Source organism: Pseudomonas sp. FSL R10-2189 (assembly GCF_009600325.1).
Taxonomy (GTDB): Bacteria; Pseudomonadota; Gammaproteobacteria; order Pseudomonadales; family Pseudomonadaceae; genus Aquipseudomonas; species Aquipseudomonas helleri.
The window spans coordinates 1-20,332 of the sequence record NZ_WIVZ01000009.1 but is presented as its reverse complement, the minus strand read 5'-3'; the positions used below and the strand labels follow the sequence as shown (position 1 = coordinate 20,332).

Sequence of the window (20,332 nt, the reverse complement as noted above, 5' to 3'; positions counted from 1 at the left end):
CAGACCAGCTTGTATGCCGTCAGGCTACTCGCAACCAGCTGATTTTGTCCTCTTCTATGAGACTTCCATGAAACGTTTTGTTTTGCTCGACACCACCCCGATCCCCGAAAATGGCGGCGCCTTGTGCCTGTTTGAGTATGGTGAAGACTTCGTTATCAAGATTCAGGGGGGTGACGGCGGCCAGTTGATGAACACCCGCATGCATGGCTCTGAAGATGCTCTGGCTGAGATCCCGTGCCGTAAAGTGGCCGGTCGCACGAACTCACGGGTGCTGATTGGCGGCCTGGGCATGGGCTTCACTCTGGCGGCGGCCCTCAAACATTTGGGCAAGACTGCCGAAGTGGTGGTCGCGGAACTGGTGCCGGGCGTTGTGGAATGGAACCGTGGCCCGCTTGGCGAGAAAGCCGGCAACCCTTTGCAAGACCCGAGAGCGGTGATTCGTGTCGAGGACGTGGCCAAGGTGCTGCAAGCCGAGCCCAACGGCTTTGACGCGATCATGCTTGACGTCGATAACGGCCCCGAAGGCCTGACCCAAAAAGCCAACAGCTGGCTGTACTCGGCCGGTGGCTTGAGTGCTTGCGCCAAGGCATTGCGACCCAAAGGCGTGCTGGCCGTCTGGTCGGCAAGCGCCGACAAGCAGTTTTCGGACAAGCTGCGCAAAGCAGGCTTCAAATCCGAGGAAGTGCAAGTCTTCGCCCACGGCAACAAGGGCACGCGCCACACGATCTGGATTGCGGAAAAAATCAAAGGCTGATCAACAGCTAAACTTCACGACATAACCGTCATTCGTCTTAAGGTGAACCCCCATGAGTTCAGCAAACCCACCCTCCCACACCGCCAAGCTGGACCGCATCCTGGCCGATGCTCAGCGTGACCGTGAAATGGGCTATCGCGACAAAGCCCTGAAAATGTACCCCCACGTGTGCGGACGCTGCACCCGTGAGTTCTCTGGCAAGCGCCTGAGCGAGTTGACGGTTCATCACCGCGACCACAACCATGACAACAACCCGCAGGACGGCTCCAACTGGGAGCTGCTGTGCTTGTACTGCCATGACAACGAACACTCGCGCTACACCGACCAGCAGTACTTTTCGGACAGCTCACTCAGCACCCCTAAAGTTGCCAAGGCTACTCATAACCCGTTTGCGGCGTTGGCCGGGCTGATGAAAAAAGACGAGTAAGGGGTTCTTGTCACCGGGTGTTGGCGCCGGTGGGCGGGCCATGTGCTGGTATACTCGCGTCTTTTTTCAGAAAGGCACCGGCACGTGGCAGACAAACGGTACAGCTGCATTGGTTTGTATAACCCCAAATCACCGGAAAACGTCGGCTCGGTGATGCGTGCGGCTGGTTGCTACAACGTGGCTTCGGTGTTTTACACCGGCAAACGTTATGAGCGCGCCCGCGACTTCATCACCGATACCAAGAAGATCCATCAGGATATTCCGCTGATTGGCATCGACGACCTCAAAAAAATCATCCCGCTGGGCTGCATCCCGGTCGCCGTTGAACTGGTCGAGGGCGCACGCTCTTTGCCCGAGTACACGCACCCGGACCGGGCGATTTACATCTTTGGCCCCGAAGACGGCTCGCTGGATAAAGAGGTGCTGGACTGGTGTGAGGATGTGATTTACATCCCCACCAATGGCTGCATGAACCTTGCAGCCACGGTCAATGTGGTGTTGTACGACCGCTTGGCCAAGGGCAAGAACACGCGTTCTGGCCCCAAGTTCGGTTAAGGTTTTTTACCGTACTGCTGGCCGGTGCTCCAATCGACCAGCAGGCTGTAAGCAATCGCCAGTAATGTCGGCCCGATAAACAGGCCAATAAAGCCGAAAGCAATCAACCCGCCAAACACCCCCAGCAATACGATGACCAGCGGCAAATTGCCGCCCCGGCTGATCAGGTAGGGTTTGAGCACGTTGTCGACACCGCTGATGATCAGCGTGCCCCAGATGCCCAGGAAAATCGCCATGCCATACTCGCCCTTCCAGGCCAGCCAGGCGGTGGCCGGGATCCAGACCAAGGGCGGGCCCATGGGGATCAGGCTGAGCAGGAAAGTGGCCAAACCGAGTACCAGCGCCCCCGGTACACCGGCGATCAAAAAGCCGATCAGCGCCAGCAAGGCCTGGGCTGCTGCGGTACCAATCACCCCGTTAACCACCCGTTGCACGGTGCCTGCCACCAATTCCTGATAGTAATCCGCACGCTCGCCGATCAACCGCACCAGCAGGCTATGGACGAACATCGCCAGGCGCGGGCCGTCCCGGTAGAAAAAGAACACGAAGACAATGCTCAGGGTCAGCTCAAGAATCCCGCCGCCGATCTGCGCACTGCGCGCCAGCAGCCAGTTGCCCACCTGCCCCAGGTAAGGTTTGACCGCCACGATCATGGCCGCACCTTGCTGATCGATGGTGTTCCACATGCCGACCAGCCGCTCACCGACCAGCGGAATGCCAGCAAGCCAGGTCGGCGCTTCGGGCAAGCCTTCAAGCTGTACATCTTTGACAAACGTGGTGGCGTCACGCACGTGGTCTGCCAGGTTAAAACCCAGCCACACCAGCGGCCCGGCCACCAGCAGCATCCAGCCAACGGTCAGGATGCTGGCGGCCAATGTTTCGCGACCATTGAGCCAGCGCGTTAAAAGACGCATCAAGGGCCAACTGGCGAATGCCAGCACCGCCCCCCAGAACAAAGCCGACCAAAACGGTGCCATCACCCACAGACTGGCGCCGAACAGCACCACGAGCAGGATCTGCACCAACAGGCGATCGTTATTGAGCATGTAGGTTCCGCAGACAATTGAGGGTTCGAATAGAAGCGACGACTACCAGAGTGTAGCCGCCGTTTTGCAGGGTTTAGCGCAATAACTCGAGATGCAGGCCCTTGGCCGGTTTGGTCCCCAGGTCCATGCGAGCGGCGCGTACACCGCCTTTGATCAAGGCATCACGCCAGGCCGCTGCGTGGGTGCCGGTCAAACTGACCCGGGAGGTGACATCAAGGTTCAATGCCCGGGCGATCAGGGTGACCCATTGTGCGCCCGGCTCACCGGTCAGTTTCGGGAAGTCCAGTTCGCCTGTGCTTTTCAACTGGCGTTGCAAGGTCGCTGAAGTGGGCAGCAGTTCTCCCAGATCGGCGCTCGCCTGGAGTTGCTCGACATGCAGATACGCTTTGCGCCCGCCCCGATTGATGCCATACAAGGCAACCAGTTGATTCTGCTCTGGCGCGGCCCGGCGCATCAACAGGTAGGACTGTTGATCATCCGCCCCCACGAGTTTGGAGTTGCCGAACACTTCATTGGCCCACAGGCTGCTTTCACCGCAGTCGCGGCCCTGACACCAGAACAGCAGCTCTGCGCCTTCTTTTTGCAAGGCTTCACGGGCCGCCGTAAAGGCTTCAGAGCCCGTATGCTCGGCGGGCAGTTCGTACGTCACGGCGGTGGTTTGACCACGGCTGTTGACCTGCCCTTCAAAGCGCAGGCGGCCACTGATTTTGCGGATCGAGCCCATGGGGTAAATGCGTTCGATGTCGGGCTTTACGCTGTAATCGACAATTTGCGCGTCGGCCAACCGCGGCAGACCTTGCAGGTCGTGGCTGCCTGGCACATCCGCAGCCCATGCCCAGGTACTCAGGCAACTCAGGCCCAGCGCCCAGATAAAACGAGTGGGTATGTTCATCGGCGTCTCACGGTTGAGAGCGGATGGCCTTTGCAGGGCGCAGCGGTGTAGTGATCCATGATGGTTGTCTCCCCTTTCAAGCCGCCAAGCCTCGACAGTTGGCCTGCGCAAGTCAAGGAGTGACGAAGAACCGATTGAAACAGTCTGCAACAAGGGTTGCCCCGGCTTCGTCATTCAGGTGCAAATGATGACCGCCGGCTAACCGCTCCAAGGTAAAGGGTAGACGATCCAACAGCTCAGGGTGGTTGACCAGCATGCCCTCTTCGGCAACCACCAACATCGTCGGGCAAGTGACCCGGCGCACGAACGACATGGCCTGTGCATCGGTCAGTCGAAGCGGCGACGGCAACGTCAAGCGGCTGTCACTGCGCCAGCTGTAACCTCCAGGCACGGGCATCAAGCCACGTTGGGCGAGCAACTCGGCCGCCTCGCGACTGACAGCCACCATGCCCTTCATGCGCGCTTCAATGGCTCGATCAAGGGTGGGGTGTACCGATTTGCGCTTGTGCCCATGGGCCAGTTGCGCCTCAAGGGCCTTGCTCATGTTCTCGGCCGCGTCAATGTCGGGGCCGCTGCGCAGTACGATGCCGTCGATCAGGGCCAAGCGGGTGACCCGCTCGGGGAAAGAGCCAGCAATGATCACCGAGACAATCGCGCCCAGCGAATGCCCCAACAGGGCAAACTGCTTCCAGCCCAATTGCTCGGCGACACACAGCACGTCAAACGCGTAATCGGCCAACGCATAACCCGCCCCACGCGGGCGGTGATCCGAGTGGCCGTGACCGGCGAAGTCCACAGCCACAATGCGCAACCCCGAAAGTTTGGGAGCCAGCCGGGCAAAGCTATTGGCGTTATCCAGCCAGCCATGCAGGGCGATGACCGGCAGCCCGTCTTGCGGGCCAAATATATGCGCTGCCAGCTCGATATGTGGCAGGCTCAGACGGATTTCTTCAACCACAGGGCTCATGCAGGGTGCTCTTTAGAGGCCGGGTTGACGCAGTTCCCAGCGGGCAAAAATGTGTTTGAGCAGATGGGCGGTTTCTTGCGGCTGCTCCAGCGGGAACATGTGCCCACCCGGCACGCTCAGCGACTCACCGAGAGGCAAACGCGCCACGGCGCGGGCATGATGGCGCATGACCACGCGGCTGTCTTGCCCACGCACCACGGTTAAAGGCACCTGCAATTGCAGGATACGTCCGGGACTGGTGTGGGGAACACCGCGGTAGATATTGATTTCAGTGGCCGGATCAAAGCTCAGGCGCAAGCGGTCATCAACGGATTGCAGGCCATGCTCGAGGTAGGCATCAAAACAATCGGGGTCGAAGCTGCGAAACAACGCCTTGCCCGCGAAGTATTCCCGTGCAGCTGCGCGGTCAGCAAACTCTTCACGACGCCCCAAGGTGCGACCTGCCGGGGTGAGGCGGTCGATAAAACCAAAACGCTTGGCGGCACGAATCATCCATTGGTCGGCCATTGTCAGCACCGGCGAATCCAGCATGACCACGCCTTTGTACAAGTGCGGGCAGCGTAACGCGGCGTGCAGGTGCAACATGCCGCCCAGCGAATGCCCGACGCCTAGCACAGGTTCGTCTTGTTGTTGCAGGTGATAAATCAGCTCATCGACCAGATTGCGCCAGTTGTTGTCCACCGGGAACCGCGGGTCGTGCCCGTGCTGCGGCAAACGGGCAACGCTGAAGTCCGGCGCCAGGGCGTCGAACAATTTGCCGTAGGTGCCTGAGGGGAATCCATTGGCATGGGCGAAGAAAATCTGCCGAGACATACAAGGCGTCCATACGTAGGAAGTACGCCTTATTGTCTGTAGGAATATTCCTCACAACAACGACTGTATGCGCCATGAAAGGCGACACAACGGCCATTATTGTGCCGAATCAGCGCGCTGGAGGTGTTTCGCCCAGCGGGACGACGGCGATGGTCAGTCGCGAAATGCAGTTGAGTTTGCCGTTGTCGTCGCTCAGACGAATGTCCCAGACATGGGTAGTGCGGCCCATATGCACCGGTTTTGCCACCGCAGTCACCCGCCCGCTACGCACGCCGCGCAGGTGGTTGGCGTTGACTTCAAGGCCCACGCAATAGAACTTTTTGGTGTCTATGCACAGGTAGCTGGCCATGGAACCGAGGGTTTCGGCCAGTACCACCGAAGCCCCGCCATGCAACAAACCGAACGGCTGATGAGTGCGGTGATCCACCACCATGCTCGCGGTGATCGACTGGTCATCGTAGGCATCAAAGGTAATGTCGAGCACGTCGCAGATGGTGTTTTTACGCATCTCGTTGAGGTACGCGAGGTCCGGCTGGGTGGTCCACAAACTCATGGGTCATTCCTTGCTCTGTGAGTGATGGCTGTCATTTTGTCGTAGGATTTTTCGACAACCTGAGCCCAACTATCTTTCACACGGACCTGATTCTGCAACTGTTGCTACAACGGGTGTTTTCCTACCGGGGGTTATGCACACTCAGCAAGGTCATGCTGCCGGCCAGCGGCCACTCCCCTTCAAGCTCCGCCAGGCTGGCAGTGTGCATTGGCTGCGGCTGGCGCACATGACCGTGCTGCAACAGGCTGATCAGCTCACCCACGAAAGGCTGATGGCTGACCAACAATACATTGCCAGTGTCTGGCAGCTTGCTGGCGGCGAACTTGGGCTCGCTTTCTGGGGTCAGCCACGGCACGGTCATGAGCTCAGCGGTGAATCCCAGGGCCTCGCGCACCAACTCAGCGGTTTGCTGAGCCCGTACGTACGGGCTGACCAAAATGCGCTCCAGGGGTTTGCCGATCAAGTGTGCGGCGCTGTAAAGCACTTGATCACGACCATGGGCGGTGAGTTCGCGCTCGGCATCACGTCGGGCATGATGTTCGGCTTCTCCGTGGCGCAAAATCCACAGCTTCATGGCTTGCTCTCGGTGCCGTTCGAAGGGGAAACGTAAGGGGCTTCGCCTTCTGGCGCACGCGGTGCTGGCCAGTCGGCAAAAGGCCAAGGCTTTTGCTCGGTGTGAAAGCTGCCAAAGCGCCCGATCTGGGCGAGATACAGGCTCAGGCTGTCACCAAAGTTCATCAGGCAGCCATTGGGTGCGCCGTACACCAGGCGATAAATCAATTGCACCAGCACCAGGCCGCCGAGCACCAGTTGCGCGACTTGCCAGACCAATAGAAAAACCAGCATCCACAGCACGCGTATCACGATGGATTCGTACTTGGGGGCGTTCTTGCTGTCACTCATGTGCTGCTCCTGTGCTGATCAGTTGAAACCACTGGTGGAGATAAAGTCGACATCGGTCTTGGGTTCTGCGCGCATCAACAGCTCGATCACCTGGTTGAGCGTACGGCCTTCAAACAGGATGGCATGCAGCCCGGCCACCAACGGCATGTAAACGTTCAGTTCTTGTGCTTTGGCCTTGAGCACCTTGAGGGTATTCACACCCTCGGCCACTTCGCCCAAACGGGCAACCGCATCTTCCAGGCTCAAACCTTGCCCCAACGCATACCCGACCTGATAGTTGCGGCTTTTGGGCGATGAACAGGTCACGATCAAATCGCCTACACCCGCCAAGCCGAGAAAAGTCATCGGGTTAGCGCCTTGGCTGACAGCAAAACGAGTCATTTCTGCCAACGCGCGGGTAATCAACATGCTTTTGGTGTTTTCGCCCATGCCCAGCGCCACCGCCATGCCGGCGATGATGGCGTAGACGTTTTTCAACGCCCCGCCCAGCTCCACACCGAAGCGGTCGGCGCTGGCATATACGCGGAACGTACGCCCGTGCAAGGCGCTCTGGACCTGGGTACAGAGTGCTTCATCAGCGCTGGCCACCACGGTGGCGGTCAATGCATGTTCAGCCACTTCGCGGGCTAGGTTAGGACCAGACAACACGCCGATGCGGGCTTGAGGGGCGATCTCTTCGAGGATTTCGCTCATCAGTTTAAAGCTATGGGCTTCGATGCCCTTGGTCAGGCTGACCAGCATTTTGCCGCTCAAACGCTCGGCATGGGGCGCAAGCACGCTGCGCAACGCGCTGGATGGCAGCGCCACAAAGCACAATTGGCAGCTCTGCAGCGTGGCTTGCAGGTCGGTGACCGGCTCGACACCCGGGTGAATTTTGATGCCTTTGAGGTAGCGCGGGTTTTCTCGATTGAGGCGCATCGCCTCGGCTTGCTCGGGGTCGCGCATCCACTGGTGCACACGATGACCGTTTTCTGCCAGCAAGTTGGCCACGGCGGTGCCAAAACTACCGCCTCCCAAGACCGCAATAGCGTGCTGTTCAGTCATATGCAATCCCGTCTTCCATCTAGCAGTGGCAATGCTCGCATTATACGGGCCGCCAGCCCTGCGACCAGCCCCATAGCGCATCGCTCTGGCACCGTTGCTTTAAAGCACAACTTGCCCGCCGCGCTGAACACTTAAAGCCCGATAAATAGGCGGCCCTGACTGTCAAAGTGTGACAGCTCAGTTACCATGCCGTTCTGAAGGTAGCTGAGATGCACCACTGAAGGGATTCATCATTCATGACGACACGTAGTCGCTGGGATATTCACACCCGCACGCAGATGATGAGTCTGGGCCCAGCTTTATTGATCACCCTGCTGCTGATCAGTTTTTTCACCTGTGTACGGATCCAGGACTTGCGCCAGGAGCTGAACTACACCGGCCAGTTGATTGCCAATCAATTGGCCCCGGCCAGTGAATACGGGGTCATTACCGGTAATGCGGTGATCCTGCAAAGCCTGATTACCGCCTCACTGAACACCCCCCACGTTGAGTTTGTGCAAATCCAGGACAGTGCCGGCAAGACGCTGGCTCGCGCTGAGAAAGCGGCGTTCTCCCCATCGCAAGGGGCCAAATTTGAGGTTTTTCAGGCACCGGTGCGCTGGCAGAGAGGCCACTCCGGCGATGTGTTTTTACGCAACAACCTGCAAGCCTCTGCGCCGGAAGAGGACTATCTGGGCCGCGTGCTGGTGGGCATGTCCAATGATGCATTCAGCAAACGCCAGCAAGAGATCCTGCTCAAAGCGGTGATTCTTGCGCTCTTTGCCCTGGGCTTTACCTTTCTCTTGGCACGGCGCCTGGCGGCGAACCTGTCCAAACCCATCAGCGACATGAGCAAAACCGTCAAGGCCATTCAGCACGGTGATTACAAGGCTCCCCTGCCGGTGGTTGACGATGGCGAACTGGGCAGCCTGGCCCAGCACATCAATAATCTGGCTTCGGGCCTTGAACAGGCCAGCCGTGAGCAGCAGACAGCTATGTCGCAATTGATTCAGGCACGCGAAGAGGCCGAGAGCGCCAACCGCGCTAAAACTGAATTTTTGGCGATGATGAGCCATGAGTTGCGCACCCCCATGAATGGCGTGCTGGGGATGCTGCAACTGCTCGAAACCACCGAGATGACTGAAGAGCAAAAGGAATACGCAGACCTTGCCTCGGCGTCTACTGAGCACTTGTTGAAGGTGATCAATGACATTCTCGACTTCTCGAGGATTGAACGCTCGACACTGGAACTTGAACACATTGCGTTCAACTTGCTGGATTTGATCGATAACTGCGCACAAACGTTCCAGTTCAGTGCAGGCCAGCGGGGTTTGCTGCTGCAACTGGCATTGCCTGAAGGCTTGTCGGCCTTGCACGTCCTGGGCGACCCGACCCGGATACGGCAAATTCTGGTGAACCTGATTGGCAATGCCTTGAAATTTACCGAGCGCGGCAGCGTCAGCATTGAAGCTAAATGGCAGCCGCTGGATCACCAACTGATTTGGTTCGTCTGCACGGTGCGCGACAGCGGAATCGGGATCAGCAACGAAAAACTTGAGTCGATGTTTGACGCTTTCCAGCAAGCGGACAGTTCGATATCCCGGCGTTATGGCGGCACCGGCCTGGGCTTGCCGATCGCCCGCACGCTGGCCGAGCGCATGGGCGGTACGTTGCGCGCCAAAAGTGAGGAGGGTCAGGGGTCGGTGTTCACCCTGGAGATTCCGCTGGAGCTGCACCAGCCCGTGACCCTGAGCCAACCGCCGGCGCTGGCTGCACAACCGCCCATGGGCCACGGCGGCAAAGTGCTGTTGGTGGAGGATAATCCGGTCAATCAGACGGTCATCGAAGCCACCCTGCGAAGCCTTGGCTACGAAGTGTGCGTGGTCAGTGATGGCGCGCAAGCCATTCACCAGGCCAATACCGAGGACTATGTGGCGATCTTGATGGACTGCCGTCTACCCATCATTGATGGCTATGAGGCCACCCGGCAAATTCGCCAATTGGCAGGCTGCAGGACGGTGCCCATTATCGCGTTGACCGCCAACGCCTTACAGGGAGACAGGGAAAACTGCCTGCAAGCCGGTATGAACGATTACCTTGCAAAGCCGTTCAAACGAACCGATCTGGAACAAATTCTGCAGTGCTGGGTCCAGTAACTTGTGGCTAAAGAGCCACCTGCGACTGGCGTAAAATGCAAAAGTGCGGCAGTCTTAGGCACCCGAATGGGCCCCTGAACCGGCCCGATTTAAATTTTCAGTGCACAAGTGTACATTCCTGTCCTTTGCGCTGTGACTTTCACTACAACGCAATAGTCTATGTGTAGGCTGGCGAACTGAGACAACATGTTTCGGTTGGTCGGGAAGATTTGCCCCACCCTGCCGCATGGGATTATTGAGGAGCTCGCATGACCAAACAAAACGCCTTTACTCGGGAAGATCTGCTGCGCTGTAGCCGCGGCGAACTGTTCGGCCCAGGTAACGCGCAACTGCCCGCCCCTAACATGCTGATGGTGGATCGCATTACCCATATCAGTGAAGAAGGCGGCAAGTACGGCAAAGGTGAATTGGTCGCCGAGCTGGATATCACTCCAGACCTGTGGTTTTTTGCCTGCCACTTTGAAGGCGATCCGGTGATGCCGGGCTGCCTGGGCCTCGACGCCATGTGGCAGTTGGTTGGCTTTTACCTGGGCTGGCAGGGTTTGCCGGGCCGCGGTCGTGCCTTGGGTTCGGGCGAAGTGAAGTTCTTTGGCCAGGTTTTGCCGACCGCCAAGAAAGTCACCTACAACATTCACATTAAACGCGTCCTCAAGGGCAAGCTGAACCTGGCCATTGCCGATGGTTCGGTAACTGTCGACGGTCGCGAGATTTATACCGCTGAAGGCCTTCGGGTCGGCGTGTTCACTTCAACTGACAACTTTTAAGGGTTATCCGCATGCGCCGCGTCGTTATCACTGGTCTGGGCATTGTTTCGTGCCTGGGCAATGACAAAGAGACCGTCTCCGCTAACCTGCGTGCTAGTCGCCCTGGCATCCGCTTTAACCCGGAATACGCCGAAATGGGTCTGCGTAGCCAGGTTTCCGGCTCCATCGACCTGAACCTCGAAGAGCTGATCGATCGCAAGATTTATCGCTTTGTTGGCCATGCAGCGGCTTACGCCTACCTGGCCATGAAAGACGCCATCACTGATTCGGGCCTGACCGAGGAGCAAGTCTCCAACCCGCGTACTGGCCTGATCGCCGGTTCCGGTGGTGCATCGACCCTGAACCAGATGGAAGCGCTGGACATCCTGCGCGAAAAAGGCGTTAAACGTGTCGGCCCATACCGTGTAACGCGGACCATGAGCAGCACCGTGTCCGCTTGCCTGGCGACACCGTTCAAGATCAAGGGCCTGAACTACTCCATCGCTTCTGCCTGCGCCACCAGTGCTCACTGCATCGGTCACGCCATGGAACAGATCCAGATGGGCAAGCAGGACATCGTTTTCGCCGGTGGCGGTGAAGAGGAGCACTGGAGCCAGTCGTTCCTGTTTGACGCAATGGGCGCGCTGTCCAGCAAGCGCAATGACACCCCAGAACAAGCTTCCCGTGCCTATGACGCCGACCGTGACGGTTTCGTCATCGCTGGCGGTGGCGGTATGGTTGTGGTCGAAGAGCTGGAACACGCTCTGGCCCGTGGCGCCAAGATCTACGCTGAAATCGTTGGCTACGGCGCAACGTCTGACGGCTATGACATGGTTGCTCCGAGCGGCGAAGGCGCTATCCGCTGCATGCAGATGGCAATGTCAACGGTTGATGCACCCATCGACTACATCAACACCCACGGCACATCGACTCCGGTTGGCGACGTGGCAGAGATGAAAGGCATTCGCGAAGTTTTCGCAGACAAGGCACCGCCGATCAGCTCGACCAAGAGCCTGTCCGGTCACTCCCTGGGCGCCGCAGGCGTTCACGAAGCGATTTACTGCATGCTGATGATGGAAGGCAACTTCATTGCGGGCTCCGCCAACATTGATGAGCTGGACCCGGCAGTTGCCGACATGCCAGTGCTGACCAAAACCCGTGAAGATGCAACGATCAACACCGTGATGAGCAACAGCTTCGGCTTCGGCGGCACTAACGCCACCCTGGTTCTGAAGCGCTGGGAAGGCAAGTAAGCCCTCCCCCGCTCACTGAAAATGCCCCGACCAGGTCGGGGCATTTTTTTTGCCCGATGGAACGTACAACCCGGTGCAGTGCTCTATAAAGATCAGGACCTTTATCACTCCACTCTGAGGTTTGCCATGACCGTTACCGTCAACACCGTGTCCCACGAAGGTTTTCGTCACAGCATTAAAATCGACGATTACGAAGTGTTTACTGATGTTCCCAAAGCGATCGGTGGCGAGGGTTCAGCCCCGTCTCCCCACGATTATTTCGACGCCGCGCTGGGCGCCTGCAAAGCATTGACGCTCAAGCTCTATGCGCAAAAGAAAGACATTCCGCTGACCGGGGTCACCGTTGAGGTCAAGCACGATGCCAGCGAAGAGCAACAAGGCAAATACGCGCTGCACGTCAAACTGACCCTCAAGGGCGTACTGACAGACAAGCAGCGCGAAGAACTGCATAAAGTCGCCGACAAGTGCCCGGTGCACAAGCTGATGACCACCGCTGACGTCACCATCGAAACGCACTTGTCAGAAGGCGCTTTCAGCCAGTAATGCGGGCCTCGCGAGCGTTGGGTTATGCTCAACGCTCCCTTTATTGCCTGGACAGGCCCATGCCGACATTCACCGTGATTCAACCGCGCGCCGAAGACGTTGAGGGCCAGCCTATCTTGCGCCCGCTGCCTTCAGCCAGAAGCCGCAGTGTCGGGCCGTTTGTTTTTTTCGATCACATGCTGGTCACCGATTACCCGCCTGGGCACGGCATGAATATCCAACAGCATCCGCACATTGGCCTTTCGACCCTGACTTACCTGTTTGAAGGCCAATTGCAGCACAAAGACAGTTTGGGCTCAGACCAGTTGGTCGGGCCCGGTGAAGTCAGCTGGATGACCGCAGGCGCCGCGATTGCCCATATTGAGCGTACCCCTGCCCCGCTACGCGAGCAGGGCTCGACCTTGCACGGCCTGCAGGTGTGGCTGGCGTCGCCTAAAGAACACGAGCAAGGCGCAGGCTCGTATAGCCATCACCCGGCCGACAGCTTGCCCGTGAGCGATAGCCTGGGGGTTCGCGTGCGAATGATTGCCGGGACAGGTTTTTGCCTGGCGTCGCCGGTACCGGTGCTTTCGCCGACGGTGTATGCCGAAATCCATATGCAAACAGCCACCACCCTGTTGATCCCTGATGAACATCAGGAGCGGGCGTTGTATGTGTTGCAAGGCGATATGCAGCTGGAAGGCCAAACACTGGAGTCTCACAGCCTGGTACTGCTGCCGGCCGGTGAAGCACTGACCCTGAGCGCAGACAGCGATTGCCACGCGGTGCTGATTGGCGGCGCGCCGCTCGATGGGCCGCGGCGCATGAACTGGAATTTCGTTGCCAGCGACCGTGAGTTGATTGAGCGGGCAAGAGCCCGCTGGGCAGCAGGCGATTGGCCGACCGTCCCCTTCGAGAACGGCCGGATTGAATTGCCCTGAAGACCTGAGACCGCCTTAGAGGATCATCGCGGCGGCCCAGCCGAATGCCAGCAGCGGCAGATTGTAGTGAAGAAAGGTCGGCACCACGGTGTCCCAGATGTGGTGATGCTGACCGTCGATGTTCAAACCGGAGGTCGGGCCCAAGGTCGAGTCCGACGCTGGCGAGCCGGCATCCCCCAACGCGCCTGCCGTACCGACGATGCACACAATCGCCATCGGGCTGAAACCCAACTGCACACAAAGCGGTACGAAGATCGCCGCCAGAATCGGCACCGTCGAAAATGAAGAACCAATCCCCATGGTCACCAGCAACCCGACCAGCAGCATGAGCAACGCGCCTACGCCCTGGCTGTGATTGATCCAGCCCGCCGAGGCTTCAACCAATGACTTCACTTCGCCCGTGGCTTTCATGACTTCTGCAAAGCCTGAGGCGGCGATCATGATGAAACCGATCATGGCCATCATTTTCATGCCTTCGGTGAACAGGTCGTCGGTCTCGCGCCAACGCACAATCCCGGACACCGAGAAAATCAGAAACCCGACCAGGGCGCCGATAATCATGGAACCCAGCCACAGCTGAATGATGAACGCGGACGCAATCGCGACTCCGGCCACCAGCAGGGTCAACGGGTTGTAGTTGATCGCGGTCTGTTCAACCTGCTCGATCTTGGCCAGGTCATATTCACGCTTTTTGCGGTAGCTGATGAACACCGCCACCAGCAGGCCAACCAGCATGCCCAGCGCAGGGATAGCCATGGCGTGGGTGACATTGACCTGGCTGATATCAACGCCACTTTTGCTGACGTTGGCGAGCAGAATCTGGTTGAGGAAAATATTGCCAAAACCAACCGGCAGGAACATGTAAGGCGTGATCAAGCCAAAGGTCATGACACAGGCGACCAGACGGCGGTCAATCTTCAGTTTGGTCAGCACATACAAAAGAGGCGGAACCAGCAGCGGAATAAAGGCGATATGAATCGGCAAGATGTTTTGCGAGCAAATCGCAACCACCAGCAATAGGCCGATCAACAGCCATTTGACCCGATTGCCACCGACTGCCTGCTGCTTATTGACCATCGCCAAAGCTCTGTCGGCCAGGGCATGAGCCAGCCCGGACTTGGCAATGGCCACTGCGAAAGCGCCCAGCAAGGCGTAGGACAACGCCACAGTGGCTCCGCCGCCCAAGCCGCTGTTGAACGCCTCGAGCGTGGCCTCGATGCTCAGGCCGCCCACCAACCCGCCAACCACCGCACCCACAATCAGTGCGATGACCACATGCACACGGGACAGACTGAGCACCAACATGATGCCGACCGCGGCAATTACTGCATTCATAGTTACAACCTCATAGTACGCACCACGATAAAAACACCGTAAAGCGGAAAACTCCGGGCAATAGACTGCTGTTCCAGTCGCCGGATTTGGAAGGGAGGGCTTATTTGAGGGCGCACACTTTGCAGGAGCATCGCCGCCTTGTCAAAGAGCAGGCCAGAAGCGATCGCCAGACCACTGAAAAAGCAATTTATCCCTAGTATTTACAGGGCTTTAGCGCAATTTTTTAACATGAAATTTCGCTTTTTGTCGTAAAGAAATGTGTCAAATGGCCGCTAAGGGTAAAAGCCTCTTTTTAGGATGTCTCCATGTCGCTCAGACAGCTTTCCATACAGTGGAAAATCACCCTGCTCGCCGGGCTTTGCCTTGTGGGTATTGTTGCCCTGCTGGTAGGGCTTTCTCTCTACCGCATGGAGTACACCTCCAACCTGGTAGAAGCCTCAAGCGCAAAAATGCTCAATGAGTCTGCCCAGGCGCGTATTGAAGCTCAGGGTGAGGCGCAGGCCCAAGCCATTAGCCGCCAATTCATGGACGCCTACCAATATGGAAACGGCTTTGCCCGCCAAGTCCTGTTTTTGCGTGAGCAATCTGAAAAGCGCTTTCTGGATGCCTTCGACCTGCGTGAGGACCTGACTCACCAAGTAAAAGCGGCGTTGCAGGCCAACCCTGACTTGCTCGGCCTGTCGCTGGTGTTTGAAGCCAACGCACTGGATGGCAAAGACAAGTTGTTTGAGCATCAACCCGTACTGGGCAGCAACGACAAGGGTCGCTTTGCCCTTTATTGGTCACAGCCGACACCCGGCAAGCTGACTTCAATGGCGCTGCCTGAAACCGATATGTCCGACACCAGTATCGGACCGAGCGGTCAGGCCAATAACTCATGGTTTACCTGCCCGCGTGCGACGCTAAAACCGTGCATTATCGAACCTTACTTTTATGACATTGACGGGCAACGGGTGCTGATGACCAGCATCGTTTTCCCGCTGATGATCGATGGCAAGGTGATCGCTTCGCTTTCCGTTGATATCAACCTCAACAGCCTGCAGGCCATGAGTGTGCAGGCCAGCAAAAAGCTGTACGACGGGCAAACCAACGTCGGCATCATCACCTCGGCAGGCTTGCTGTCGGGTTTCAGCGCGGATGCCAGCAAGCTCAGCCTGCGCCTGAATCAGGTCGATCCCGACGACGGTGGCAAGCTGACAGAATTGATGAACAGCGCGGGTCAGACCGAGAGCATCCGCAGTCATCAACGCTTGAAAGTGCTGACGCCGTTTTTGCCGATTCCTGGCAGCAAACCCTGGGGCGTCTTGCTCGATGTACCTGAAAAGGTACTGGTTGGACCGGCACAAGTGCTTCAGGCCGACCTGGAGGCGCGTAATACCACTGGCACCCTGATTGAGTTGGGGCTGGGTTCTCTGGCGGCGATCATCGGTTTGCTGTTGGTATGGCTGATGGCGCGCAGCGTGACTCGCCCGATACTCGGCGTTGCGCGCATGCTGGAGGACATTGCCAGCGGCGAAGGTGACCTGACGCGCCGTCTGGAGTACGACAAAAAAGATGAGCTTGGGCAATTGGCGGGCTGGTTCAACCGCTTCCTCGACAAACTGCAACCGATCATTGCTGAGGTTAAACGCTCCGTGCAGGACGCTCGCAGCACCGCTGACCAGTCGGCGGCGATCGCGACTCAGACCAGCGCAGGCATGGAGCAGCAATACCGCCAGGTGGATCAGGTTGCCACAGCGTCTCATGAGATGAGCGCCACGGCCCAGGACGTCGCCCGCAGTGCTGCACAGGCTGCTCAAGCCGCACGTGATGCCGATCAGGCTACACGAGAGGGCTTGACCATTATCGATCGCACAACCAACAGCATCGACCACTTGGCTGCTGACATGAGCGAGGCGATGGTGCAAGTGGAAGGGTTGGCGGCCAACAGCGAGAAAATTGGTTCTGTACTGGAAGTGATCCGCGCTATTGCCGAGCAAACCAACTTGCTCGCCCTGAATGCGGCGATTGAAGCAGCGCGTGCCGGTGAAGCCGGGCGTGGATTTGCCGTGGTGGCGGACGAAGTGCGTAACCTGGCGCGACGGACTCAGGAGTCGGTCGAAGAAACCCGCCAAGTGATCGAGCAACTTCAAGTGGGCACCCAAGATGTCGTGTCGTCCATGGGCAACAGTCATCGCCAAGCTCAGGGCAGTGTTGAGCAAGTAGGACAAGCGGTCACTGCGCTGCAGCAAATCGGCGAGGCGGTGACAGTCATTACTGACATGAACTTGCAGATTGCCAGTGCCGCTGAAGAACAAAGTGCCGTGGCCGAAGAGATTAACCACAACGTGGCCACGATTCGCGATGTCACCGAGTCGTTGTCCGGGCAGGCTAATGAGTCGGCACGGGTAAGCCAGTCGCTGAACTCGCTGGCGAATCAGCAACAAAACTTGATGGATCAGTTCCGCGTGTGATGTGACATCCAGGGGGGGCCGGTTGGCTTGAGCCACTGGCGCCTCTTAACGTTTACGCTTGTGCAGTTTGATAATCACTGACAAGCCGCCCAGCGGGCCGGTTTCAAGCCTCATCTCCCCTCCCCATGCCTCCACAATATCGCGCACGATGCCCAAGCCCAGGCCATGTCCGCTGACGTGTTCGTCCAAACGAGCGCCACGGCTGAAGACCTGATCACGCTCGGACTCAGGAATACCGGGACCATCGTCCTGGACCTCTATGACAAATCCATTCGGGTTTTGCTGAACACTCAGCTGAACCTGGGAGTCAGCCCATTTACAGGCGTTATCCAATAGGTTGCCGAGCAATTCGAGCATGTCTTCACGGTCCCAAGGCATCTGCAGCCCGGGTGAGGCATTTAACGCCAGGTGCAGGTGATCGCCATGAATCATGCCCAGCGTGGACATTAAGGCAGGCAGCTCTGCATCTCCGTCAAACTGAGCACCCGGCAGGGCATCACCGGCCAGCCGGGCGCGATTGAGCTCGCGACTCATCCGCTGTTGAATATGCTCAAGTTGCTCGCGCAAGCTTTGTTGCAACTGAGGGTAGTGCTCAAATTGCGGGTCATTGACCAAGCTGTATAAGACCGCCAGAGGTGTTTTTAAGGCATGCCCCAAGTTGCCCAGGGCATTTCGCGAGCGCTTTAAGGTGTTTTCAGTGTGGCTCAACAGGTGGTTTATCTGTGTGACCAAAGGCTCAAGTTCAAGGGGAACCTGAGTGTCCAGCTGTGAGCGTTGACCTGATTGCAATTGCACGATTTGTTTGCGCGCGGTCTCCAGTGGCCGGAGTGCCCGACGAACTGTGAGGCGCTGCATCAGCAGGATGATCATGAGCGCAACGATGCCAATGCCCAGACCAATTCTCTGCACTTGCTTGAAGCTTTCTCGTATTGGTGTGTAGTCCTGAGCCACTGTGATGGAAACAGGCTGGCCAAAGCGCAGGTAATCGCTGCGCAGGAGCAGCAACATCTGCCCCTCCGGGCCGGGTTGAAGCGTGCTGTCCAGCCCGGGCTGTTTGGGTCGGGGTAATTGTGCGTCCCACAGTGAGCGCGAGCGCCAATGTGTATCGCCAAATTCGATGCTGAAATAATGCCCTGAAAACGGACGCTGATAAGCAGGCGACAGGCGTCGTTCGTCCAGTTGCAAGCTTTGAGGACCACGGCTTAGCGCGACTAACAGGTTTTCGCTGTCAATCTGCAGGCCAGACTCTAAATATCGCTGAAGGCCATTTTCAAATAGCCAGAGACTGACCTGGCTCACCACCAGGCCCGATAGCAATAAGACACTGATCAGGCCAATGCTCAAGCGCCGCTGAATGGATTTCACCGATCACCAGACCCGAATATATAGCCCTGCCCGCGACGGGTTTCTATGACGGAGCGGCCTAGCTTGCGCCGCAAATGGTTCACATGAACCTCAAGCACATTGGAGTCGCGTTCTGTTTCACCGTCATAAAGATGCTCAGCCAAATGGCTTTTGGAGAGGATCTGTTGGGGGTGGAGCATGAAGTAGCGCAACAGGCGAAATTCGGCAGCGGTCAGTTGTACTTCACTCTCGCCGTGGGTAACAGATTGGCGAGACTCGTCCAGGTGCAACCCTGCGGATTTGAGCAGCGGCTGGTTCGACTGACCATGAGAGCGGCGCAGCAGCGCTTGTACACGCAGTTGCAGCTCTTCGGGATGGAAGGGTTTGGTCACGTAATCATCGGCCCCGGCCTTAAGCCCTTCAATCCGCTCAGACCATGAACTGCGGGCGGTCAGGATCAGCACCGGCGTGGTAAGGCCCTGTGTGCGCCATTGTTTAAGGACGTCGATACCGGGAACACCGGGCAACCCCAGATCGAGAATAATCAAATCGTACGGCTCACTTTGCCCCTGATAAAGGGCATCACGGCCGTCGGCCAGCCAATCCACCGCATACCCCAAGCGCGTTAGCCCACTTATCAATTCGTCAGCCAAGGGGACATGGTCTTCTACCAGCAACAACCGCATTAATCATCCACCTCATCTTTGAGTAGCTGGCCATCTGCGGCATTCAGCTTGAGCTCACGGACGACACCGTCCTGAGTCAGCAACTCAACTTCGTAAACATACTTGTCATCATCCTCTTCCAGCTCCGCTTCGAGCAGCTTGGCCTTGGGGTGATATTCGAATGCCTTTTGAAGCAGTTGCTCCAAAGGCAAGATGACGCCTTTTTCTCGCAAACGCAGCGCTTCGTCCTGATCCAGATCCCGGGAGAAGACCAAACAGGAAAACGTAATAAGCAGCAGTGCAACACAGCCACGAACGTACTGATTCACGGTGATCACTTACCTCCGGTGCATGCCACGTTAAAAATGCGGACTATAGCGTTGTTGGCTTAATTGAAACTGAATATGCAGGTCTGTCTGCCCGCTGGCCCGGAGCGTGATTGTCGTTAGCCATGCGTTAACTGTTAAACTGCCGTCCTGCATTCATCGCCCAAGCGATAGCCACCCTTTAGAGCTATAAACACTGTGGAAATTTTTAAAGAGTTTACCTTCGAATCCGCGCATCGGTTGCCTTACGTCCCTGAAGGCCATAAATGCGGTCGTTTGCATGGACACTCATTCAAGGTTGCGATCCATTTGAGTGGCGACATTGATCCTGCAACCGGCTGGATCCGCGACTTCTCGGAAATTAAAGCGATTTTCAAGCCGCTGTATGAGCAACTCGACCATAACTACTTGAACGATATTCCTGGCTTGGAAAATCCAACCAGCGAAGTATTGGCCAAGTGGATTTGGCAACAGCTCAAGCCCCTGCTTCCTGAACTGTCAGCCATTCGAATTCACGAAACGTGCACCAGCGGCTGCATTTATTACGGCGACTGAACGCCGGGACATAAAAAAACCACCTGAGCGGTAATGCCAGTCAGTTAAGACTGACTCATTGACCTTTAGCCCGCAGGCCGCAAAATCCGATGCTTGGAAACGAGCA

At 57.4% G+C, this 20,332-nt stretch carries 21 protein-coding genes and 2 pseudogenes; 11 read left to right on the top strand and 12 right to left on the bottom strand.

The window, feature by feature from the left end; genetic code table 11:
- Nucleotides 1–67 precede the first annotated feature (67 nt).
- From GHO32_RS09355 to GHO32_RS09345, 3 genes are all read left to right on the top strand, one after another.
- Complete coding sequence (locus GHO32_RS09355) at nt 68–754, top strand: spermidine synthase (RefSeq protein WP_048371582.1); 687 nt, start codon at nt 68–70, stop codon at nt 752–754.
- 52 nt (nt 755–806) lie between these two features.
- On the top strand, nt 807–1,181 hold the full coding sequence (locus GHO32_RS09350) for a YajD family HNH nuclease (protein WP_048386174.1): 375 nt from the start codon (nt 807–809) through the stop codon (nt 1,179–1,181).
- A gap of 84 nt (nt 1,182–1,265) precedes the next feature.
- Nucleotides 1,266–1,736 carry an RNA methyltransferase gene (locus GHO32_RS09345; RefSeq protein ID WP_048371586.1) on the top strand — a complete coding sequence of 157 codons (471 nt, stop codon included), beginning with the start codon at nt 1,266–1,268 and terminating at the stop codon, nt 1,734–1,736.
- On the opposite strand, the gene GHO32_RS09340 is transcribed toward GHO32_RS09345, so the two are convergent.
- From GHO32_RS09340 to GHO32_RS09305, 8 genes are all read right to left on the bottom strand, one after another.
- Nucleotides 1,733–2,782: an AI-2E family transporter gene (locus GHO32_RS09340; protein WP_048371588.1), complete on the bottom strand. Its 1,050-nt coding sequence runs from the start codon at nt 2,780–2,782 to the stop codon at nt 1,733–1,735. The two genes, GHO32_RS09345 and GHO32_RS09340, sit on opposite strands and share 4 nt — an antisense overlap.
- A gap of 73 nt (nt 2,783–2,855) precedes the next feature.
- On the bottom strand, nt 2,856–3,674 hold the full coding sequence (locus tag GHO32_RS09335; protein ID WP_153335099.1) for a DUF4892 domain-containing protein: 819 nt from the start codon (nt 3,672–3,674) through the stop codon (nt 2,856–2,858).
- A gap of 112 nt (nt 3,675–3,786) precedes the next feature.
- Nucleotides 3,787–4,641 carry an alpha/beta fold hydrolase gene (locus tag GHO32_RS09330; protein ID WP_153335100.1) on the bottom strand — a complete coding sequence of 285 codons (855 nt, stop codon included), beginning with the start codon at nt 4,639–4,641 and terminating at the stop codon, nt 3,787–3,789.
- Between the two features lie 12 nt (nt 4,642–4,653).
- Nucleotides 4,654–5,454: an alpha/beta fold hydrolase gene (locus GHO32_RS09325; RefSeq protein WP_153335101.1), complete on the bottom strand. Its 801-nt coding sequence runs from the start codon at nt 5,452–5,454 to the stop codon at nt 4,654–4,656.
- A 109-nt stretch (nt 5,455–5,563) separates the two neighbouring features.
- Nucleotides 5,564–6,007 carry a hotdog fold thioesterase gene (locus GHO32_RS09320; RefSeq protein ID WP_153335102.1) on the bottom strand — a complete coding sequence of 148 codons (444 nt, stop codon included), beginning with the start codon at nt 6,005–6,007 and terminating at the stop codon, nt 5,564–5,566.
- 121 nt (nt 6,008–6,128) lie between these two features.
- Nucleotides 6,129–6,581, bottom strand: a complete 453-nt coding sequence (gene sixA / locus GHO32_RS09315) for a phosphohistidine phosphatase SixA (protein WP_153335103.1) — start codon at nt 6,579–6,581, stop codon at nt 6,129–6,131.
- Entirely contained in the window at nt 6,578–6,910 is a 333-nt protein-coding gene (locus GHO32_RS09310) for a DUF4389 domain-containing protein (RefSeq protein WP_153335104.1), read from the bottom strand. The genes sixA and GHO32_RS09310 overlap by 4 nt, the downstream gene beginning before the upstream one ends.
- Before the next feature lie 18 nt (nt 6,911–6,928).
- Nucleotides 6,929–7,954, bottom strand: coding sequence for an NAD(P)H-dependent glycerol-3-phosphate dehydrogenase (locus tag GHO32_RS09305; protein WP_048371600.1), 1,026 nt, complete (start codon nt 7,952–7,954; stop codon nt 6,929–6,931).
- Nucleotides 7,955–8,190: 236 nt separating this feature from the next.
- Here GHO32_RS09305 and GHO32_RS09300 point away from each other — a divergent pair, with 236 nt between their 5' ends.
- From GHO32_RS09300 to GHO32_RS09280, 5 genes are all read left to right on the top strand, one after another.
- The gene (locus GHO32_RS09300) at nt 8,191–10,089 is read left to right on the top strand and encodes an ATP-binding protein (RefSeq protein WP_153335105.1); all 1,899 of its coding nucleotides are present in this window, start codon (nt 8,191–8,193) and stop codon (nt 10,087–10,089) included.
- Between the two features lie 248 nt (nt 10,090–10,337).
- Entirely contained in the window at nt 10,338–10,853 is a 516-nt protein-coding gene (gene fabA / locus GHO32_RS09295) for a 3-hydroxyacyl-[acyl-carrier-protein] dehydratase FabA (protein WP_032859207.1), read from the top strand.
- 11 nt (nt 10,854–10,864) lie between these two features.
- Nucleotides 10,865–12,085 (top strand): beta-ketoacyl-ACP synthase I, encoded by a 1,221-nt coding sequence (fabB, locus tag GHO32_RS09290; protein ID WP_048371603.1) that lies wholly within the window; start codon nt 10,865–10,867, stop codon nt 12,083–12,085.
- Nucleotides 12,086–12,211: 126 nt separating this feature from the next.
- Entirely contained in the window at nt 12,212–12,628 is a 417-nt protein-coding gene (locus GHO32_RS09285) for an OsmC family protein (protein ID WP_153335106.1), read from the top strand.
- A 59-nt stretch (nt 12,629–12,687) separates the two neighbouring features.
- Nucleotides 12,688–13,548 carry a pirin family protein gene (locus GHO32_RS09280; RefSeq protein WP_153335107.1) on the top strand — a complete coding sequence of 287 codons (861 nt, stop codon included), beginning with the start codon at nt 12,688–12,690 and terminating at the stop codon, nt 13,546–13,548.
- Nucleotides 13,549–13,563: 15 nt separating this feature from the next.
- Here the strand turns inward: GHO32_RS09280 and GHO32_RS09275 are convergent, their stop codons facing one another.
- Nucleotides 13,564–14,883 carry a Na+/H+ antiporter family protein gene (locus GHO32_RS09275; protein ID WP_048371609.1) on the bottom strand — a complete coding sequence of 440 codons (1,320 nt, stop codon included), beginning with the start codon at nt 14,881–14,883 and terminating at the stop codon, nt 13,564–13,566.
- Nucleotides 14,884–15,188: 305 nt separating this feature from the next.
- Here GHO32_RS09275 and GHO32_RS27175 point away from each other — a divergent pair.
- Nucleotides 15,189–16,478: pseudogene (locus GHO32_RS27175) on the top strand (HAMP domain-containing protein); the annotation flags it as partial.
- A 102-nt stretch (nt 16,479–16,580) separates the two neighbouring features.
- A complete protein-coding gene (locus tag GHO32_RS27170; RefSeq protein ID WP_371924473.1) occupies nt 16,581–17,336 on the top strand; it encodes a methyl-accepting chemotaxis protein in 756 nt (251 codons plus the stop codon).
- A 45-nt stretch (nt 17,337–17,381) separates the two neighbouring features.
- Here the strand turns inward: GHO32_RS27170 and GHO32_RS09265 are convergent, their stop codons facing one another.
- From GHO32_RS09265 to GHO32_RS09255, 3 genes and pseudogenes are all read right to left on the bottom strand, one after another.
- Nucleotides 17,382–18,701, bottom strand: coding sequence for a sensor histidine kinase (locus GHO32_RS09265; protein ID WP_368668432.1), 1,320 nt, complete (start codon nt 18,699–18,701; stop codon nt 17,382–17,384).
- A pseudogene (locus GHO32_RS09260) lies at nt 18,700–19,366 on the bottom strand (response regulator transcription factor); the annotation flags it as partial. The gene GHO32_RS09265 and the pseudogene GHO32_RS09260, both read right to left, overlap by 2 nt.
- On the bottom strand, nt 19,366–19,683 hold the full coding sequence (locus tag GHO32_RS09255) for a PepSY domain-containing protein (protein ID WP_371924470.1): 318 nt from the start codon (nt 19,681–19,683) through the stop codon (nt 19,366–19,368). The gene GHO32_RS09255 and the pseudogene GHO32_RS09260, both read right to left, overlap by 1 nt.
- A 186-nt stretch (nt 19,684–19,869) precedes the next feature.
- On the opposite strand from GHO32_RS09255, the gene queD reads away from it, so the two are divergent.
- Complete coding sequence (queD, locus tag GHO32_RS09250; RefSeq protein WP_048386287.1) at nt 19,870–20,226, top strand: 6-carboxytetrahydropterin synthase QueD; 357 nt, start codon at nt 19,870–19,872, stop codon at nt 20,224–20,226.
- Nucleotides 20,227–20,332: the final 106 nt, after the last annotated feature.

Coding starts and splice junctions, on each gene's coding strand:
- GHO32_RS09355 (WP_048371582.1), top strand. CDS start 68: ATGAAACGTTTTGTTTTGCTCGACACCACCCCGATCCCCGAAAATGGC.
- GHO32_RS09350 (WP_048386174.1), top strand. CDS start 807: ATGAGTTCAGCAAACCCACCCTCCCACACCGCCAAGCTGGACCGCATC.
- GHO32_RS09340 (WP_048371588.1), bottom strand. CDS start 2,782: ATGCTCAATAACGATCGCCTGTTGGTGCAGATCCTGCTCGTGGTGCTG.
- GHO32_RS09335 (WP_153335099.1), bottom strand. CDS start 3,674: ATGAACATACCCACTCGTTTTATCTGGGCGCTGGGCCTGAGTTGCCTG.
- GHO32_RS09330 (WP_153335100.1), bottom strand. CDS start 4,641: ATGAGCCCTGTGGTTGAAGAAATCCGTCTGAGCCTGCCACATATCGAG.
- GHO32_RS09325 (WP_153335101.1), bottom strand. CDS start 5,454: ATGTCTCGGCAGATTTTCTTCGCCCATGCCAATGGATTCCCCTCAGGC.
- GHO32_RS09320 (WP_153335102.1), bottom strand. CDS start 6,007: ATGAGTTTGTGGACCACCCAGCCGGACCTCGCGTACCTCAACGAGATG.
- sixA (WP_153335103.1), bottom strand. CDS start 6,581: ATGAAGCTGTGGATTTTGCGCCACGGAGAAGCCGAACATCATGCCCGA.
- GHO32_RS09310 (WP_153335104.1), bottom strand. CDS start 6,910: ATGAGTGACAGCAAGAACGCCCCCAAGTACGAATCCATCGTGATACGC.
- GHO32_RS09305 (WP_048371600.1), bottom strand. CDS start 7,954: ATGACTGAACAGCACGCTATTGCGGTCTTGGGAGGCGGTAGTTTTGGC.
- GHO32_RS09300 (WP_153335105.1), top strand. CDS start 8,191: ATGACGACACGTAGTCGCTGGGATATTCACACCCGCACGCAGATGATG.
- fabA (WP_032859207.1), top strand. CDS start 10,338: ATGACCAAACAAAACGCCTTTACTCGGGAAGATCTGCTGCGCTGTAGC.
- fabB (WP_048371603.1), top strand. CDS start 10,865: ATGCGCCGCGTCGTTATCACTGGTCTGGGCATTGTTTCGTGCCTGGGC.
- GHO32_RS09285 (WP_153335106.1), top strand. CDS start 12,212: ATGACCGTTACCGTCAACACCGTGTCCCACGAAGGTTTTCGTCACAGC.
- GHO32_RS09280 (WP_153335107.1), top strand. CDS start 12,688: ATGCCGACATTCACCGTGATTCAACCGCGCGCCGAAGACGTTGAGGGC.
- GHO32_RS09275 (WP_048371609.1), bottom strand. CDS start 14,883: ATGAATGCAGTAATTGCCGCGGTCGGCATCATGTTGGTGCTCAGTCTG.
- GHO32_RS27170 (WP_371924473.1), top strand. CDS start 16,581: ATGGAGCAGCAATACCGCCAGGTGGATCAGGTTGCCACAGCGTCTCAT.